At 69.5% G+C, this 14,728-nt stretch carries 16 protein-coding genes; 7 read left to right on the top strand and 9 right to left on the bottom strand.

Going from position 1 to position 14,728, the window contains the following annotated elements; all coding sequences use genetic code 11:
- Window positions 1-48 precede the first annotated feature (48 nt).
- The 4 genes from G5B46_RS20665 to G5B46_RS20650 all read left to right on the top strand — a co-directional run bounded on the left by G5B46_RS20665 (window position 49) and on the right by G5B46_RS20650 (window position 2,292).
- On the top strand, window positions 49-687 hold the full coding sequence (locus G5B46_RS20665) for a LysE/ArgO family amino acid transporter (RefSeq protein ID WP_165261995.1): 639 nt from the start codon (window positions 49-51) through the stop codon (window positions 685-687).
- Between the two features lie 256 nt (window positions 688-943).
- Window positions 944-1,513: a hypothetical protein gene (locus tag G5B46_RS20660; RefSeq protein ID WP_240903593.1), complete on the top strand. Its 570-nt coding sequence runs from the start codon at window positions 944-946 to the stop codon at window positions 1,511-1,513.
- 2 nt (window positions 1,514-1,515) lie between these two features.
- Window positions 1,516-1,812, top strand: coding sequence for a transcriptional regulator (locus G5B46_RS20655; RefSeq protein WP_165261991.1), 297 nt, complete (start codon window positions 1,516-1,518; stop codon window positions 1,810-1,812).
- A gap of 51 nt (window positions 1,813-1,863) precedes the next feature.
- Window positions 1,864-2,292: an OmpA family protein gene (locus tag G5B46_RS20650; protein WP_165261989.1), complete on the top strand. Its 429-nt coding sequence runs from the start codon at window positions 1,864-1,866 to the stop codon at window positions 2,290-2,292.
- Here G5B46_RS20650 and rodA read toward each other — a convergent pair whose 3' ends face one another.
- The 7 genes from rodA to G5B46_RS20615 form a co-directional block, all read right to left on the bottom strand.
- Entirely contained in the window at window positions 2,293-3,450 is a 1,158-nt protein-coding gene (rodA, locus tag G5B46_RS20645) for a rod shape-determining protein RodA (RefSeq protein WP_165261987.1), read from the bottom strand.
- A complete protein-coding gene (gene mrdA / locus G5B46_RS20640) occupies window positions 3,447-5,486 on the bottom strand; it encodes a penicillin-binding protein 2 (RefSeq protein ID WP_165261985.1) in 2,040 nt (679 codons plus the stop codon). The genes rodA and mrdA overlap by 4 nt, the downstream gene beginning before the upstream one ends.
- 4 nt (window positions 5,487-5,490) lie before the next feature.
- Window positions 5,491-6,000, bottom strand: coding sequence for a hypothetical protein (locus G5B46_RS20635; RefSeq protein WP_165261983.1), 510 nt, complete (start codon window positions 5,998-6,000; stop codon window positions 5,491-5,493).
- A complete protein-coding gene (gene mreC / locus G5B46_RS20630) occupies window positions 5,997-7,097 on the bottom strand; it encodes a rod shape-determining protein MreC (protein ID WP_165261980.1) in 1,101 nt (366 codons plus the stop codon). Before mreC ends, G5B46_RS20635 begins: the two co-directional genes overlap by 4 nt.
- Window positions 7,098-7,146: 49 nt before the next feature.
- A complete protein-coding gene (locus G5B46_RS20625; RefSeq protein WP_010919417.1) occupies window positions 7,147-8,190 on the bottom strand; it encodes a rod shape-determining protein in 1,044 nt (347 codons plus the stop codon).
- Window positions 8,191-8,557: 367 nt separating this feature from the next.
- Window positions 8,558-9,436: a DMT family transporter gene (locus G5B46_RS20620; protein ID WP_165261978.1), complete on the bottom strand. Its 879-nt coding sequence runs from the start codon at window positions 9,434-9,436 to the stop codon at window positions 8,558-8,560.
- The gene (locus G5B46_RS20615) at window positions 9,433-10,017 is read right to left on the bottom strand and encodes a class I SAM-dependent methyltransferase (RefSeq protein WP_101716523.1); all 585 of its coding nucleotides are present in this window, start codon (window positions 10,015-10,017) and stop codon (window positions 9,433-9,435) included. Before G5B46_RS20615 ends, G5B46_RS20620 begins: the two co-directional genes overlap by 4 nt.
- 123 nt (window positions 10,018-10,140) lie before the next feature.
- Between G5B46_RS20615 and G5B46_RS20610 the strand changes: the two genes are divergently transcribed.
- Window positions 10,141-10,614 (top strand): hypothetical protein, encoded by a 474-nt coding sequence (locus G5B46_RS20610; RefSeq protein ID WP_165261976.1) that lies wholly within the window; start codon window positions 10,141-10,143, stop codon window positions 10,612-10,614.
- A 69-nt stretch (window positions 10,615-10,683) separates the two neighbouring features.
- Here G5B46_RS20610 and G5B46_RS20605 read toward each other — a convergent pair whose 3' ends face one another.
- Together G5B46_RS20605 and G5B46_RS20600 are read right to left on the bottom strand one after the other, a co-directional pair.
- Window positions 10,684-12,273 carry a 2-isopropylmalate synthase gene (locus G5B46_RS20605; protein WP_165261974.1) on the bottom strand — a complete coding sequence of 530 codons (1,590 nt, stop codon included), beginning with the start codon at window positions 12,271-12,273 and terminating at the stop codon, window positions 10,684-10,686.
- 245 nt (window positions 12,274-12,518) lie between these two features.
- The gene (locus tag G5B46_RS20600) at window positions 12,519-13,232 is read right to left on the bottom strand and encodes a TVP38/TMEM64 family protein (RefSeq protein WP_165262157.1); all 714 of its coding nucleotides are present in this window, start codon (window positions 13,230-13,232) and stop codon (window positions 12,519-12,521) included.
- Between the two features lie 217 nt (window positions 13,233-13,449).
- Here G5B46_RS20600 and G5B46_RS20595 point away from each other — a divergent pair, with 217 nt between their 5' ends.
- Both G5B46_RS20595 and G5B46_RS20590 read left to right on the top strand, forming a co-directional pair.
- Window positions 13,450-14,115 carry a ParA family protein gene (locus G5B46_RS20595; RefSeq protein WP_165261972.1) on the top strand — a complete coding sequence of 222 codons (666 nt, stop codon included), beginning with the start codon at window positions 13,450-13,452 and terminating at the stop codon, window positions 14,113-14,115.
- 61 nt (window positions 14,116-14,176) lie between these two features.
- On the top strand, window positions 14,177-14,710 hold the full coding sequence (locus G5B46_RS20590; protein ID WP_165261970.1) for an NADPH-dependent FMN reductase: 534 nt from the start codon (window positions 14,177-14,179) through the stop codon (window positions 14,708-14,710).
- The last annotated feature ends 18 nt before the right edge of the window (window positions 14,711-14,728 follow it).

Here is a 14,728-nt window from a genome sequence, read left to right as displayed (position 1 = left end):
AGCATCCTTAGTTAGACTACAGGCGCGGCCGCCGCCATCAAGACGGCCATGAGCACCGCCCTCCTCCCCGCCTTCGCCCCGGCCTTCGCAAAGGGCTTCGCCCTCTCGGCCGGCCTGATCGTCGCCATCGGCGCGCAGAACATGTTCGTCCTGCGCCAGGGGTTGAAGCGCGAGCACGTGGCGCCGATCGTGCTGTTCTGCGCCCTGGCCGACGCCACGCTGATCATCGCCGGCGTCAACGGGCTGGGCGCGGTGCTGGCGCTGGTTCCGGGACTGTCGCTGGCGCTCAGCCTGGGCGGCGCGGCGTTCCTGGCCTGGTACGGCGTCAGCGCGCTGCGGCGAGCCGCCAATCCCGAGGCCCTGGCCCTGGCCGACCAGCCGAGCATCACCCTGGGCGCGGCGCTGGCCGGAACGGCCGCCTTCACCTTCCTGAACCCGCACGTCTATATCGACACCGTGATGCTGATGGGCGCGGTGGGCGCCAGCCTGCCGACCGGCGAGCGGCCGCTGTTCATGGCCGGCGCGGCCCTGGCCAGCCTGTCGTGGTTCTCGGCCCTGGGCTTTGGGGCCCGCTTCCTGGTCCCGCTGTTCGCGCGCCCCGCCGCCTGGCGCGTGCTCGATCTCGTCATCGGGGCGGTGATGCTGCTGCTGGCCGCCAGCCTGCTGGTCGGGGCGGCCGGCCGCTAGCAGGGTCGGTAGGCAAGGTCGGCGCTCAATACGTCGGCCGTCGTTCCCATGTCCGACTTTCCCCGCGAAGGCGGGGATCCAAGCCGAGTGGGCGGCTTCCTCACGGCCCAGCCTCATCCTGAGCCCCTGCTTGGACCCCCGCCTTCGCGGGGGCGCTCGGAGGATGGCGCACCAAACTCAGAGAACTCTGCTTGACAGAGTCACCTAGCGCTATCACTCTGCACCACAGAGAACTTTGAGCCCCATGGAGGATGTGATGGTGCTGACCAAGGACGAGGCCGCCGCCGCGCTGGCCGACATACAGGCGACCACCCGCCGGGGCGCCACCCTGCGCGGCTATCGGATCGGCGGACCGATCCTGATGCTGTGGAGCGTGATCTGGATGCTGGGCTATCTCAGCATGGGCCTGCTGCCGTCGCACCAGTGGGGATGGGTGTGGCTGGTGCTCGATACGGTCGGCGCGATCGGTTCGATCCTGCTGGCCCGTCCCGCGGAAAAGGCGGCGCGCGTCGCCGGCGCCAAGAGCGACCGCAGCTCGCTGAAGATGATGGGCGGCATGGCGGTGGCCATCGTGTTCGTGATGTCGACCTTCTACGTGCTGCGCCCCACCGATCCGGCCGCCTACCTGGCGTTTCCGGGCCTGATGGTGGGCGCGATCTACGCGGCTGTCGGGGTGTTCGTGGCGGGGCGCTATCTGGGGATCGGCGCGGTGATGTTCGCCCTGACCCTGGTCGGGTTCTACGCCTTCCCCGAGATCCTCGCCTTCTGGATGGCCAGCGCCAGCGTGGCGCTGTTCGTCAGCGGCGTCTGGCTGGCGAGGGCGTGAGCATGGCCAAGGCCGACGACCTGATCCACCAGCCCCTGCGCCTGAAGATCATGGCCGCCCTCTATGCCGAGCGCGACGGCGAGCCGCCGGAGTTCTCGCGCCTGAAGACGATCACCCAGGCCACCGACGGCAACCTGGGCAGCCACCTGACCGCCCTGGAGAAGGCCGGCTATGTCGAGATCCTGAAGGACCACGTCGGCAAGCGTCCCCGGACCCGGGCCAAGGTCACGCCGACCGGCGCCAAGGCCTTCCGGGACCACGTCGCCTATCTGCGCGAACTGGTCGAAGGGATCGACTGACGCAAGCAAGGATTGAACGACGGAATGGCGGGCGCCACAGTGGCGCTCGCCATGATCGCATTGCTTATCGTCGCCGCCCTGCAGGGAGCCCCGACGCCTCCGCCCCCTCCGCCGCCGGTGCTCCACACCTATGACGAGCTGCTGATCTATTTCGGCCCCGGCCCCATGGACATGCGGGACAGTTCGCGCCCGGCGATCGGCGAGGCCGTCAGGCAGATCGAGCTCTACAAGCCGGCCAGGATCCTGGTCACGGGGCACACCGACTCGCTGGGTCCGGCGGATCGCAACATGCAGCTTTCGGCCCGGCGCGCAGAGCTGGTCAGGCAGGCCCTGATCAAGGCCGGCGCTCCGGCGGACCGGCTCGAGATCGTCGCCCGGGGAGAGAGCCAGCCGGCGGTGTCCAGCGGCGACGAGGTCGCAGAGCCCCTCAACAACCGCGTGATCGTGATCCTGAAGGACCCGATCGCGCCGCCGCGCTGACTACATCAGCGAGCCCTTGCCGCTGGTCACTTCGGTGTAGCGGTGCACGCGCACGGCCTGCACGAGGCCAAAGCCGATCATCACGGTCATCATCACGGTGCCGCCGTAGGACAGCATCGGCATGGGCACGCCCACGACCGGCGCTAGGCCCATGACCATGGCCCCGTTGATCAGCACATAGAGGGCGAAGGTCGCCGTCACGCCCGAGGCCGCCAGGCGGCCGAAGTGGCTGTGGCTGATCGAGGCGATGCGCAGGGCCATGAAGATGACCACGCCATACAGCGCCAGCACCCACAGGCAGCCGACGAAGCCGAACTCCTCGGCCAGGGTGGCGAAGATGAAGTCGGTCTGCTTTTCCGGCAGGAAGTTCAGCTGGCTCTGCGAGCCGAGGCCGAAACCCTTGCCCAGCAGGCCGCCTGAGCCCAGGGCGATCTTCGACTGGTAGATGTGGTAGCCCGAACCCGACTGGTCGGCCTCGGGGTTGAGGAAGGTCAGCACGCGCTTGCGCTGATAGTCGTGCAGCACGAACAGCACGAAGGGCGGGATGGCCACCAGGGCGCCAATGACGCCGGTGGCGATCACCCGCCAGGACAGCCCGGCCAGCACCACGATGGCCAGGCCCGTCATGGCGATCAGCATGGCGGTGCCAAGGTCGGGCTGGTGGGCCACCAGCAGCACCGGCGCGCCGATCATCGCCGCCGGGACCAGCAGCCGCCAGGAGAACCGGGCGCTGTCGGCCGACAGGCCGTGGTAGTAGCGGGCCAGGGCCAGCACCACGCCGATCTTCATGATCTCGGACGGCTGGAAGCGGAAGCCGCCGATCGACAGCCAGCGCTGGGCGCCCAGCGACACGTCGCCGATCAGCTCCACGGCCACCAGCAGCAGAAGGCCGACGCCATAGATCGGATAGGCCAGGGTGAACCAGACCCGCAGGTCGACCATCGCCAGGATGATCATCATGATGAAATAGAGGCCGAACCGCAGCAGGTGCTTGTCGGCCCAGGGCTCCCACGAGGCGCCCGCGATCGAGAACAGCATCAGCGCGCCCGAGCCCGCGATCAGGCACAGGAGCAGGCAGAAGGTCCAGTCGATCTCCATGAACTTGATGATCGGCCGGTCGCGTTCGCCGGGCCGGGAGAGGCCGCCGCTGAGGGTCATATGTGGCCTCCCTGGGGTGGCTGGCCGGTCGCCGGGGTCGCCTCGGGCGGCGGCGGAGCGCCCTCCTCCGGCTCGTCGGGCGCGGCGCCTTCGACGACGCCGTCGGCGGTCTCGACCGGGGCCTCGGGCAGAGGCATGGGACGTTCGATGCGGGCGCGGATCTCCGGATCCTTCAGGAGGGCCACGCGCATCACCTCGCGGGCGCGCGGCGCGCCGGCGGTGGCGCCGCCCAGGCCGCCGTGCTCGACCAGCACCGCCACGGCGTAGCGCGGATCGTCAAACGGCGCGAAGGCCACGAACAGGTTGTGGTCCTTGAGCTTCCACTGCACCGAAGCGCTGTTGCGGCTCTTGACCTTGTCGTAGCTGCGGACCTGGGCCGTACCGGTCTTGCCGGCCATCTGCACGTCGCCCAGGCCCAGCTGGCTCTGGCGATAGGCCGTGCCGCGCACGTCGTTGGCCACGGCCGCCATGCCGCCGCGCACGTAGTCGAGGTGCTCCTTGGAGAACGGCATGTCGGGCACGTCGGCGCCGCTGGGCTGCTCGACGCCGCCGACCGACTTGATCAGGCGCGGGTTCAGGGCCTTGCGGCCGTTGGCCAGGCGCGCGGTCATCACCGCCAGCTGCAGCGCGTTGACGCTGAGCGCGCCCTGGCCGATGCCGTAGCTGGGGGTTTCGCCCGGAAACCAGATCTGGTTGGCCGGATTGCGCTTGAAGGCCCGCTTCTTCCACTCGCGGTCGGGGACGATGCCCTTCTTCTGGCCGGGAATGCCGATGTCGAAGATCTCGCCGAAGCCCACGCCGCGGGCGGCCGTGGCGATGGCGTCGGGGCCGATCTTCAGCGCCGTCTGGTAGAAGTAGATGTCGCACGAGTTCTTGATGGCGTCGTGCATGTTCTGGGGGCCGTGGCCGCCCTTCTGCCAGCAGCGCCAGGTGCGGCCGCCGTAGTACCAGCTGCCCGGGCAGTTGATGCGGATATTCGGATCGATGCCGGCCGCCAGCGCGGCCAGGCCCACCGTGGGCTTGAAGGTCGAGCCCGGCGGATAGGTGCCGGTCATCGCCTTGTCGAGCAGCGGCTTGCGCTCGTACTCCGACAGCGCCCGGTACTCCGCGCCCGACAGGCCCTTCACGAAGCGGTTGGCGTCGAAGCTGGGGGCCGAGACCATGGCCAGCAGGTCGCCGTTGCGCACGTCCATGACGACGATGGCGCCGCTCTCCTCGCCCATCACCTCGAGGGCGCGGTTCTGGATGTCGGCGTCGAGGGTGAGGCGCACTTCCTTGCCGGGCGTGGCGGGGATGTCGCCGGCCGGGTCCAGGCTGACCACGCGGCCCTGCGCGTCGACCTCGGCCTTGATGGCCCCCGCGCGGCCGCGCAGGTCGAGGTCGAAGGCCTTCTCCACGCCCTGGCGACCGATGCGGAAGCCGGGGTTGTGCAGCAGTTCTTGGTCCTGGGTCGGATCCTTCCTGGCCGCCTCGACGTCGCGGTCGGACACCTTGGCGACGTAGCCGATGACGTGGGCGAAGGCGCCGCCGAACGGATAGACCCGCACCTCGCCCATGTCGGCGCTGATGTTGGGCAGTTCGGGCGCGCGGATATTGATCCGGGAGAACTCCTCCCAGGTCATGTCCTCCATCACCACCACCGGCGCCTTGCGCGGGGCGTTGTTGATGTCCTTGAGCAGGCGGGCGCGGCGCGTGCCGTCGATCGGCACCAGGGTCGCCAGGTCGTCGAGGGTGGCCTCGACGTCCATGCCCTTCTCCTTGATCACCATCAGGCGGAAGTTCGGGCGGTTCGAGGCCAGGGCCACGCCGTTGCGGTCGAGGATCAGGCCGCGCGGCGGCGGCACCAGGCGGTAGTTGAACTGGTTGCCGGCCGAAAGCTTCTGGTAGCGCTGGGCCTCGACCAGCTGCAGCTGGGCCAGGCGACCGGTCAGGGTCAGCAGGCCCGCGCCGGCCAGGCCGCCTAGCAGGAACGCGCGGCGGTGGAAGACCCCCTGCCGCTCGTTGACCTCGAAGAAGAAGATCGACGGTTCGCTCATCGCCTCACCGGAACCGGACGTCGGCGTCTTCGAAGCGATCGATCAGCCGGTGCGCGAACGGGAACAGCAGCGCCGTGGCCAGGAACTGCCAGAACACGGCCACCAGGCTGGGCATGGCCAGGCTGTCCATCATCGTGAACAGGAAGCCGGCGGTCATGGAAAGCGCGCTGGCCCCGGCGTACCAGGCCCACAGCATCGGCCGGCTCTGGCCGGTCAGCATGTTGCGGCCCGCCAGCACGCAGGCGTAGGCGACCAGCAGCGACAGACCCCACAGGCCCGTGGGGCCGCCCCAGAAGGTGTCGAGGAACAGGCCCAGCAGCAGCAGCGCGAACGGCGCCAGGATCGACGGGCGGATGACGGCCCAGGCGAAGGCCGGGACCATGGCGAAGATCGGCTCGGGCAGTTGCAGGCCCCACATGCGGATCGGCGCCGCGAACAGGATCGTCGCCAGGATCACGAACAGCATGGGGACGCCCAGCCAGCGCCCCGGATTGAGGGGCCGGGCGCCGGTCATTGCGGCGTCCGGGCCGGCGCGGTCGCCGGCGTGCTGGTTGCGGGACGGGTCGCGGCGGGCGGCCGGGTCGTCGTTGCGGCGGGCGTCGTCGTCGGCTTGGGCGCGGCCGGAGCCGCCCCCGTCGTCGCGCCCGGAGCCGCCGGAGCGGCCGGCGGCGGGGTCGCGGGCTTGGCCGGACCCAGGATCGACTGCTCGGGGTTCTCGGTGATCACCGGCGGCAGCACCTTGGCGGCCAGGGCCTGCTGGTCCGCCAGTTGGGCGAAGTCCTTGAACAGCAGGATGCGGATGTAGTCGATCGAGGCGCTGTCGGCGAACAGCACCACGCGCCAGCGGCCGTCGAGGCCCTTCACCGCCGCGCCCACGGGCAGGCCGCGCGGCACGACGCCGCCGTCGCCCGAGGTGACGACCCGGTCGCCGGCCTGGATCGGCTCGGAGCCGCGCAGGTATTCGAGCTTGGGGTTGGGGCCGCCGTCGCCGGTCAGGATGGCGCGCGAATTGGTGCGGTCGATCATCACCGGCGTACGCGAGGCGATGTCGGTCAGCAGCAGCACGCGGCTGGCCCCGGGGGCGACGCCGACGACGCGGCCGACCAGGCCCCGCTCGTTCATCACCGGATTGCCGACCACGACGCCCTTCTCCTTGCCGGCGTCGGCCAGGCGGGTGTTGGCGAAGGGGCCGCGGCTGTCGGCCACCACGCGGGCGGCGACCATCGGGATCGGCGGATCGGTCTTGAGGCCCAGCAGCGACTTGTAGCGCTCGTTCTCGTCGACGAGGGCCAGGTAGCGGTCGCGATAGACCCGCATCTCGCGCAGCTCTTCCTTCAGCCGGGCGTTCTCGGAGCCGGCGAAGAAGTAGTTGCGCACCGCGTCGACGCCGACGCCGGTCCAGCGGCCCGGCGCGGCGATGACGCCGCTGACCGGCTTGGAGACGGTGTCGACGGTCTGGCGGGTGACGCCGTAGGCCTGCTGCTGCAGCGTCTCGCGCCGGTCGGCCAGGAGGAAGGCCACCGCGATCACGACCGCGACGATGAGCGCCACGGCCGCGGTCCAGGTGAGCGGCACTTTCAGGTCGCCGAGCGGACCTTCGCGAAAGGGCACGAACTGTTCTCCTGGCGCCCCCCGGCGCCGATGCGGATTGTACTAGGGCTTAGGCGAGGGTCGATTCCAGGACGCCCTTCATCCACTTGGGATGCTCGAGCACCTTGCCGCAGCCCAGGGCCACGCACGACAGCGGGTCGTCGGCCACGGTCACCGGCAGGCCGGTGTGGTCGCGGATCTCGGCGTCCAGGCCGCGCAGCAGCGCGCCGCCGCCGGTCAGCATGATGCCCTTGTCGGCGATGTCCGAAGCCAGTTCCGGCGGGGTGGCTTCCAGGGCCACCTTCACGGCTTCGACGATCTGCCCGACCGGTTCGGCCAGGGCGTCGGCGGCCTGCTTTTCGCTGATGCGGACTTCGCGCGGCACGCCCTGCATCAGGTCGCGGCCCTTGACGTCGATCGACAGGCCTTCGCCGTCGGCCGGGGCCCGGGCAGTGCCGATTTCCTTCTTGATGCGCTCGGCGGTCGTCTCGCCGATCAGCAGGTTATGGTGGCGACGCATGTAGCTGATGATCGCCTCGTCCATCTTGTCGCCGCCGACGCGGACCGAGCGCGAGTAGACGATGCCCGACAGCGACAGAACGGCCACCTCGGTGGTGCCGCCGCCGATGTCCACAACCATCGAGCCGGTCGGCTCGTGGATCGGCAGGCCCGCGCCGATGGCGGCGGCCATCGGCTCGTCGATCAGGCCGACGCGGCGGGCGCCGGCGTTCAGGCAGCTGTCGTTGATGGCGCGGCGTTCCACGGCGGTGGCGCCCGACGGCACGCACACGATCACCTTCGGGTTCACGAAGCCCTTGCGGTTGTGAACCTTGCGGATGAAGTACTTGATCATCTCCTCGGCGACTTCGAAGTCGGCGATGACGCCATCGCGCATCGGGCGGATGGCTTCCATGTGGCCGGGCGTGCGGCCCAGCATCTGCTTGGCCTCGATGCCGACGGCGTGCACGACCTTGCGGCCGCCGACGTTGCGCAGAGCCACGACGGACGGCTCGTTCAGCACGATGCCCTTGCCCTTCTGATAGATCAGGGTGTTGGCGGTGCCCAGGTCGATGGCGATGTCGTTCGAGATGACGCCGAAGAGGGAAGAGAACATCGAAAACCCTGACTGAGGGGTAGAAGGGGCGAGACGTCAAAAACCACGGAGAAGACCGCGGGTGCGGAGCCCTTTCCGCCGAATGACCGGAGGAGCAGGCGAGAAAAAGGCTCCTACTGCAAATCAGGAAGAGGACAACATGATTCCCCGCGTACGCGGATCATCGTCCCTTCCCGCCTTGCGCCTTCTTGTGGCGACGGGAGCGCCGCCGCCGGGCCGCGCCGTCGTCCAACCACCGGAAGAGTGAGGGAGACGCCGCCCGTTTGCACCGCGAAAGCGTTGATTTCAAGGTCTATTCGCCAAGCCTTCTCACCTGTTTCAAACTCGTGTGCGAGCCGGCAGGGGGAACGCATAAAAGTGTCTATTTCTAGCCGAGCGCGGCCATGACGACTCCGAGCGCCGTGACGACCCCGGCGGCCATCTGAAACAGGCTCAACCGCTCGGCGAAAAGGCGACGTCCGGCCAGGGCCGCCATCGGCATCTCGACGACGCCCACCGCCCTCACCGGCCCCACCGGCGACAGCGCCATGGCCGTGAACCACAGGCCCGAGGCGGCCGCGCCGCAGAAGCCCGCGCCCAGCGACTTGCGCCAGGCCGCCAGCACGGCGACCACGGCGTCGGGATTGCGCACCAGCAGGATCGAGGTCAGCACCACCGACTGGATGGCCTGGACGACCATCACCGTCACGAAGGCCGAATAGGCCAGGTGGGAAGGATCGAAGGTCAGCGAGGCCTGGCGGAAGCAGTTGGCGCTCAGCGCGAACATCGCGCCCGAGCCCAGGCCCGCCAGCACCGCGCCGTGCTTGAGAACGACCGCCCCGCGCGGCCAGGACAGGGCGGCCAGCCCCGCGGTGGCCACCAGCCCCCCGCCCCACTGCATGGCGGTGATCCGATCACCGAACAGCAGCGCGCCCCAGACCAGCGCGAACGGCAGGCCGCTCTGCTGCATGGCGGTGCCCAGCGCGAACGACGAGCGCTGCATGGCCACCAGCAGCGCCGCGGTCGCCGCCATCTGCAGGCCCGCGCCCGCGAAGGCGGCCAGCCAGAAGCGCATCGTCAGGTGCGCCTGCGGGTCCTTGGTGACCAGGAAGGCGATCCCGGCGAAGACGATCGCGAACGGCAGGCCGAAAAGGAACCGCACGAGGGTCGCGCCCCAAGGGCCCGCCCCGCCCATCACCGAGCGCTGCGCCGCGTTGCGGGCGACCTGCAGGGCCGCGGCGGCGATGGTGATGGGGATCCAGATCATGCCGCTCTCTTGGCCGCCACCAGCACGCCCGAGGCCCAGTCCATGCCGACGATCGCGAAGCGCGGATCGCCCGCCAGGCGCAGCACCAGGTCGTCGACCCGGGCCTGGTGGCCCTCGGGCCAGTTCGGCTGGGGCGACATGTCGTCGACCACGTAGACGCCGCCCACCTGCAGCAGGCGCAGGGCGTCTTCCAGACCCTCGTACTTGCCTGGCATGGCGTCGGCGAAGATCAGGTCGAAGCCGCCGTCGCTCTGGCCGGCCAGATAGGCCGCGCCGTCCTCGGTGATGAAGTCGACGCGCGGATCCTCGCCCAGCACTTCACGGGCAACGGCCTGGACCTTGGGGTCGTTGTCGACGGTGGCCAGGCGCGCGTCCTCGTCCATGCCGTCCAGCAGCCAGGCGGTGGCCGAGCCGGTGCCCGTGCCCATCTCCAGCAGCGCCTTGCGGCCGACGGCGAGCGTGCGGAGCATTTCGCCGATGCGCGCTTCGGACGACATGTCGAAGCCGGCCTCGATGGTGCGCCTGGCGATCTCGTGCCAGCGGGGCGGCGAAGCAACGCTGTTTTCCAAGGTCGAACCCATCGATTGGCTCCTTATGCCGCCCTTACGCCGGCGGCGGGTTTACGAATGGCGCCCTGACGCGGGGCGGCGTCAGAACAGCGGGGTTGGCGCACATAAGCTGCGTTTCCTAACAAGGCGTTCACCATGTCTCTCCATCCGCTCCGTCAAGCCGCTCAGTTTCTGCTGGGCGTCCCGACCGACGGGATCGATCCGACGCTCGACCGTATGCTGGAACTGGCCCAGGCCACGCCGCTGTGCTTCGTGGCGGTGACCGGACCAGACGCCGCCGAGGCCATGGGACAGCTGTGGCGGCGCGGCTACCAGCGGGTGGAAATCGCCCGCCGGGCCACCTGCGTGGCCGCCGACGAGCGCAGCGACGTACTGCTGGTCGTGGGTTGCCCCACGGCCGACGACATGCGCGCGACCGCGGCCTCGACGCTGGGCCTGTTGCGCCCGGGCGGAGTGATGGTGATCGACGTGGGCGCCCTGGTCGACGCCGAGCAGCGCATGGCCCTGTGCGAAGGCCTGTCGCAGCTGGGTCTGGACGTGCAGCCGCAGGCGCACCTCGCCGCCGAGATCCTGGCGACGCGCCGCTGGGGCTGGCGCAAGGCGGCCTGAAGCCGCCCTTCCCCACTTGTCCGCAACGCATCGCCCGGCTCGTCCGGGCGATGTCGTTTCAGGACCCGATCAGAAGCCGCTGGCGATGGCCGCCGGCGCGCTCTTTTCCTTGCGGGCGAAAAGGTTGTTGAGGGCGTTGACGTAGGCCTTGGCCGAAGCGGTCAGGGTGTCGGTGTCGGCGGCCGCGCCGGTGGCGATGCGGCCGTCCTCTTCCAGACGCACCGAGACCTGGGCCTGGGCGTCGGTGCCTTCGGTGACCGCGTGCACCTGGAACAGGCGCAGGGCGGCGCTGTGCGGCACGATCTTGTGGATGGCGTTGAACACCGCGTCGACCGGACCATCGCCCGAGGCCTCGGCGCTCTTGGCCTGGCCGTCGACGTCCAGGGTCAACTCGGCCGACTGGCCGTCAGTGCCGGCCACCACGCGCAGGTGCGAGACGCGGATCTTTTCCGAGCCGCGCGCCAGGGCGTCGTCGACCAGGGCGATGATGTCGTCGTCGTAGACGTGCTTCTTGCGGTCGGCCAGGTCCTTGAAGCGGCCGAAGGCCTCCTTCAGGGCGTTCTGGCCCAGCTCGTAGCCCAGGTCCTTCAGCTTGGCGCGGAAGGCGTGGCTGCCCGAGTGCTTGCCCATGACCAGGCTGGACGGCGCCTGGCCGACCGATTCCGGGGTCATGATCTCGTAGGTCTCGCGGTTCTTGAGCATGCCGTCCTGGTGGATGCCGCTCTCGTGCGCGAAGGCGTTCTTGCCGACGATGGCCTTGTTGTACTGCACCGGGAAGCCGGTGATGGCCGATACGTAGCGGCTGGCGCGGGTGATGTGGGTGGTGTCGATGCCGGTCTGGAAGGGCAGCTTGTCGCCGCGCACCTTCAGGGCCATCACCACTTCTTCCAGCGCAGCGTTGCCGGCGCGCTCGCCCAGGCCGTTGATGGCGCACTCGATCTGGCGCGCCCCGCCCTGCACGCCGGCCAGGCTGTTGGCCACGGCCAGGCCCAGGTCGTTGTGGCAGTGGGTCGAGAAGATCACCTTGTCGGCGCCCTCGACGTTGTTGACCATCCAGTTGAACAGGTCGGCGTATTCCGACGGGTAGGTGTAGCCCACCGTGTCGGGCAGGTTGATCGTGGTGGCGCCCGCCTTGATGGCGGTCTCGATGGCGCGGCGCAGGAACTGGCGGTCGCTGCGGGTGGCGTCCTCGGCCGACCACTCGACGTCGTCGCGCAGGTTGCGGGCGTGGGTCACCGAACGGGCGATCACGTCGATGACGGCGTCCGGCTCCATCTGCAGCTTGTGCTTCATGTGCAGGTCGGAGGTGGCGATCACCACGTGGATGCGGCCGCGCTGGGTGGGCTTCAGGGCCTCGGCGCAGCGGTCGATATCCACCTGGTGGGCGCGGCACAGGCCGGCGATCGTGCTGTTCTTGACGATCTTGGCGATTTCGTTGACCGACTGGAAGTCGCCGTTCGAGGCGATCGGGAAGCCGGCCTCGATGATGTCGACCCCCATCTCCTCGAGGATCTTGGCCAGCTCCAGCTTCTCTTCCAGCGACATCGAGGCGCCGGGCGACTGCTCGCCGTCGCGCATGGTGGTGTCGAAGATGACGACGTTGTCGCGGCCCGACCCGATTTTGGAGTCAACGGCGACGGGCGAGATGGGGGCGGTCATGGGGGTGTCTTTCGCGAGGTCCGGAGGGCTGAAGGGCGGTTGTCCCCTGAGCGACCGGCCGCGACGATACGTACGCGCGGCTAGACGGACGCCCAGGGGCGGCTAAGCCCCAGCGCAAGGAGAAGAAGGTTGTCGCGTTCGCGGCACATGCGGTTGTATTACCCAACCACGCCAAATCCAGCAAGCCGTTTGCTCACAATGCAGTCAATTCGCCGCGACGGAGGCAATAAATGCCTCAAACCGGATTATTGGTCGGCTTGTTCTTCCTTGGCCTTCAGCCAATTGCGGGCGACCCAACCCGCACCGATCCAGATCGCGGCCGCAACGACCAGCAGGATCAAGTGCTGCACGCCGCCGCCCCGCATCGCCTGGACGATCGTGTTGCCGGCGAAGGCGGTCAGGGCGATCTTCGGAATGATGCCGATGGCCGTGCCGGCGACGAAGTCGCGCACCTTCATGGGCGTGACGCCCGCGGCCATGTTGACGACGATGAACGGCGCCGACGGCACCAGGCGCACGATCAGGCTGGCCATGAAGCCGTTCTTGCCGATCAGCTTCATGAACTTGTGCACGCCGTCGCTGGGCAGGCTGGCCAGCATCTTGCCGCCGAACGCCCGGCCGACCCAGAAGCCGACCATCGACGAGACCAGGGTGCCGATCCAGCTGTAGGCGAAGCCGCTCCACGGCCCGAAGGCCACCACCGCGGCGGCGATCAGCACGAACTGCGGAACGCCCACGAAGGCCAGGGCCGCGAAGGCGCCCACCGCCACCGGCAGGGCCCAGGGGCCATGCGCCGCGCTCAGCCAGTGCTCGACCGTGGTCTCGCCGTCGAGGCCCAGGAGCTGGGCGCCGAACAGGAAGACGATCCCCACCCCGCCGAACAGCACGAAGGAGACGGCCACCGCGCGCCAGGCGCGGGCGTCCATGTTGGTGAAGAAATCGATGAGACGGCGGATGATCACGGCCCCTGCCTCGCGCATGGCTATCGCCGGGTCAAGCGCCCCGATGGCGTCAAAAGCGTGGCCGCTGCGCATTCGCGGCCAAACTTCGCCGTTCAGGCGGGCGCCTGAGCCGGGATTCCCGCTTCGCGACATTTACGTTGCGATAACGTCGTAGAGCGACGCTACTTATCCACAGGCCTACAGGGGGACGCGGGCGCTTGGTGAGGAAACGTACGTGAAGACCTTGGCCGTCATCTCGCGCAAGGGGGGCGCGGGCAAAACCACTCTATCCGTCAATCTGGCGATCGCCGCCCATCTGGCCGGCTGCCGCACGATCCTGGCGGACATCGATCCGCAGCGTTCGGCGTCGGACGTGCTGCGCGGCCGCGAGAGCGAAGGCCCCGCCCTGCTGGAAAGCAGCGCCGGCAAGCTGTTCCAGGCCCGCTACCACGCCGAGCACGAGCGGGTGGACCTGATGTTGATCGACACGCCCGCCTCGCCCGAGGCCGACGTGGTCACCGCCATCAACACCGCCGACCTGTGCCTGCTGGTCTGCCGGCCCACCTTCCTCGACATCGCCGCCGTCGCCCGTTCGGCCGAGGCCGTGCGGCGCCTGGGCAAGAACGGCCTGATCGTCATCAACCAGGCGCCGGCCAAGCGCGGCGGCCAGGAGCCGGCCAGCGTGGTCAAGGCCGCCGAGGCGCTGCGGTTCTGCGGCCTGCCGCTGGCCAGCGTGGGCCTGCGCTCGCGCGCGGCCTTCCAGCAGTCGATCGCCCACGGCCGCTCGGTGCTGGAATGGGAGCCCGCCGGCGCCGCCGCCCAGGAGATCGGACGCCTGTGGACCCAGGTCGCCGGCCAGCTGGCCCTGCCGGTCGCCGTCCCGGCCGCCCGCGCCAGCTGAACCTTGCCCGGCCCGCCCGGCGGCGGGCATGGTCGCGGCTCCTAAAGTTTCGGAGTCGCGCATGAACCTTCTCGGCATTTCCGGCAGCCTGCGGGCCGGCTCGTTCAACACCGCCCTCCTGCGCGCCGCGCAGGCGCTGGCGCCCGAGGGCGTGTCGATCACCCTGTTCTCGCTGCGCGACCTGCCCTTCTTCGACCAGGACCTCGAGGCCGAGGGCGACCCCGCCGCCGTCGTCGCCTGGAAGGAGGCGGTGCACGCCGCCGACGGCCTGCTGATCGCCTGCCCCGAGTACAACGGCGGGATCACCGGCGTGCTGAAGAACGCCGTCGACTGGGCCTCGCGCGGCAAGCCCGCGCCGCTGGCGGGCAAGCTGTGCTGCCTGGTCGGCGCCTCGCCCGGCATGACCGGAACGGTGCGCGCCCAGGACGCCCTTCGCCTGTCCCTGCGCCGCGCCGGCGCCCGCACCGAACCCCAGGGCGACGTCCTGGTCGGCCAGGCCCACACCAAGATCGAGGACGGCGTCCTGACCGACGAGCGCACGATCGAAGCCCTGCGCCGGCACCTGAAGGCGTTCGCCGAGGCGGTGCGGGCGTAGGCCAAATCCTCCCCCCTG

The sequence above is a fragment of the Caulobacter sp. 602-2 genome, assembly GCF_011043625.1.
Lineage (GTDB): Bacteria > Pseudomonadota > Alphaproteobacteria > Caulobacterales > Caulobacteraceae > Caulobacter.
Note: the sequence above shows the minus strand (reverse complement) of the source record. Positions and strands in the feature narration are given on the sequence as shown.

Excerpts from the sequence above, each read along its gene's own strand:
- G5B46_RS20665 (WP_165261995.1), top strand. The coding sequence starts at position 49 with ATGAGCACCGCCCTCCTCCCCGCCTTCGCCCCGGCCTTCGCAAAGGGC.
- G5B46_RS20660 (WP_240903593.1), top strand. The coding sequence starts at position 944 with ATGGTGCTGACCAAGGACGAGGCCGCCGCCGCGCTGGCCGACATACAG.
- G5B46_RS20655 (WP_165261991.1), top strand. The coding sequence starts at position 1,516 with ATGGCCAAGGCCGACGACCTGATCCACCAGCCCCTGCGCCTGAAGATC.
- G5B46_RS20650 (WP_165261989.1), top strand. The coding sequence starts at position 1,864 with ATGATCGCATTGCTTATCGTCGCCGCCCTGCAGGGAGCCCCGACGCCT.
- rodA (WP_165261987.1), bottom strand. The coding sequence starts at position 3,450 with ATGACCCTCAGCGGCGGCCTCTCCCGGCCCGGCGAACGCGACCGGCCG.
- mrdA (WP_165261985.1), bottom strand. The coding sequence starts at position 5,486 with ATGAGCGAACCGTCGATCTTCTTCTTCGAGGTCAACGAGCGGCAGGGG.
- G5B46_RS20635 (WP_165261983.1), bottom strand. The coding sequence starts at position 6,000 with ATGACCGGCGCCCGGCCCCTCAATCCGGGGCGCTGGCTGGGCGTCCCC.
- G5B46_RS20625 (WP_010919417.1), bottom strand. The coding sequence starts at position 8,190 with ATGTTCTCTTCCCTCTTCGGCGTCATCTCGAACGACATCGCCATCGAC.
- G5B46_RS20620 (WP_165261978.1), bottom strand. The coding sequence starts at position 9,436 with ATGATCTGGATCCCCATCACCATCGCCGCCGCGGCCCTGCAGGTCGCC.
- G5B46_RS20615 (WP_101716523.1), bottom strand. The coding sequence starts at position 10,017 with ATGGGTTCGACCTTGGAAAACAGCGTTGCTTCGCCGCCCCGCTGGCAC.
- G5B46_RS20610 (WP_165261976.1), top strand. The coding sequence starts at position 10,141 with ATGTCTCTCCATCCGCTCCGTCAAGCCGCTCAGTTTCTGCTGGGCGTC.
- G5B46_RS20605 (WP_165261974.1), bottom strand. The coding sequence starts at position 12,273 with ATGACCGCCCCCATCTCGCCCGTCGCCGTTGACTCCAAAATCGGGTCG.
- G5B46_RS20590 (WP_165261970.1), top strand. The coding sequence starts at position 14,177 with ATGAACCTTCTCGGCATTTCCGGCAGCCTGCGGGCCGGCTCGTTCAAC.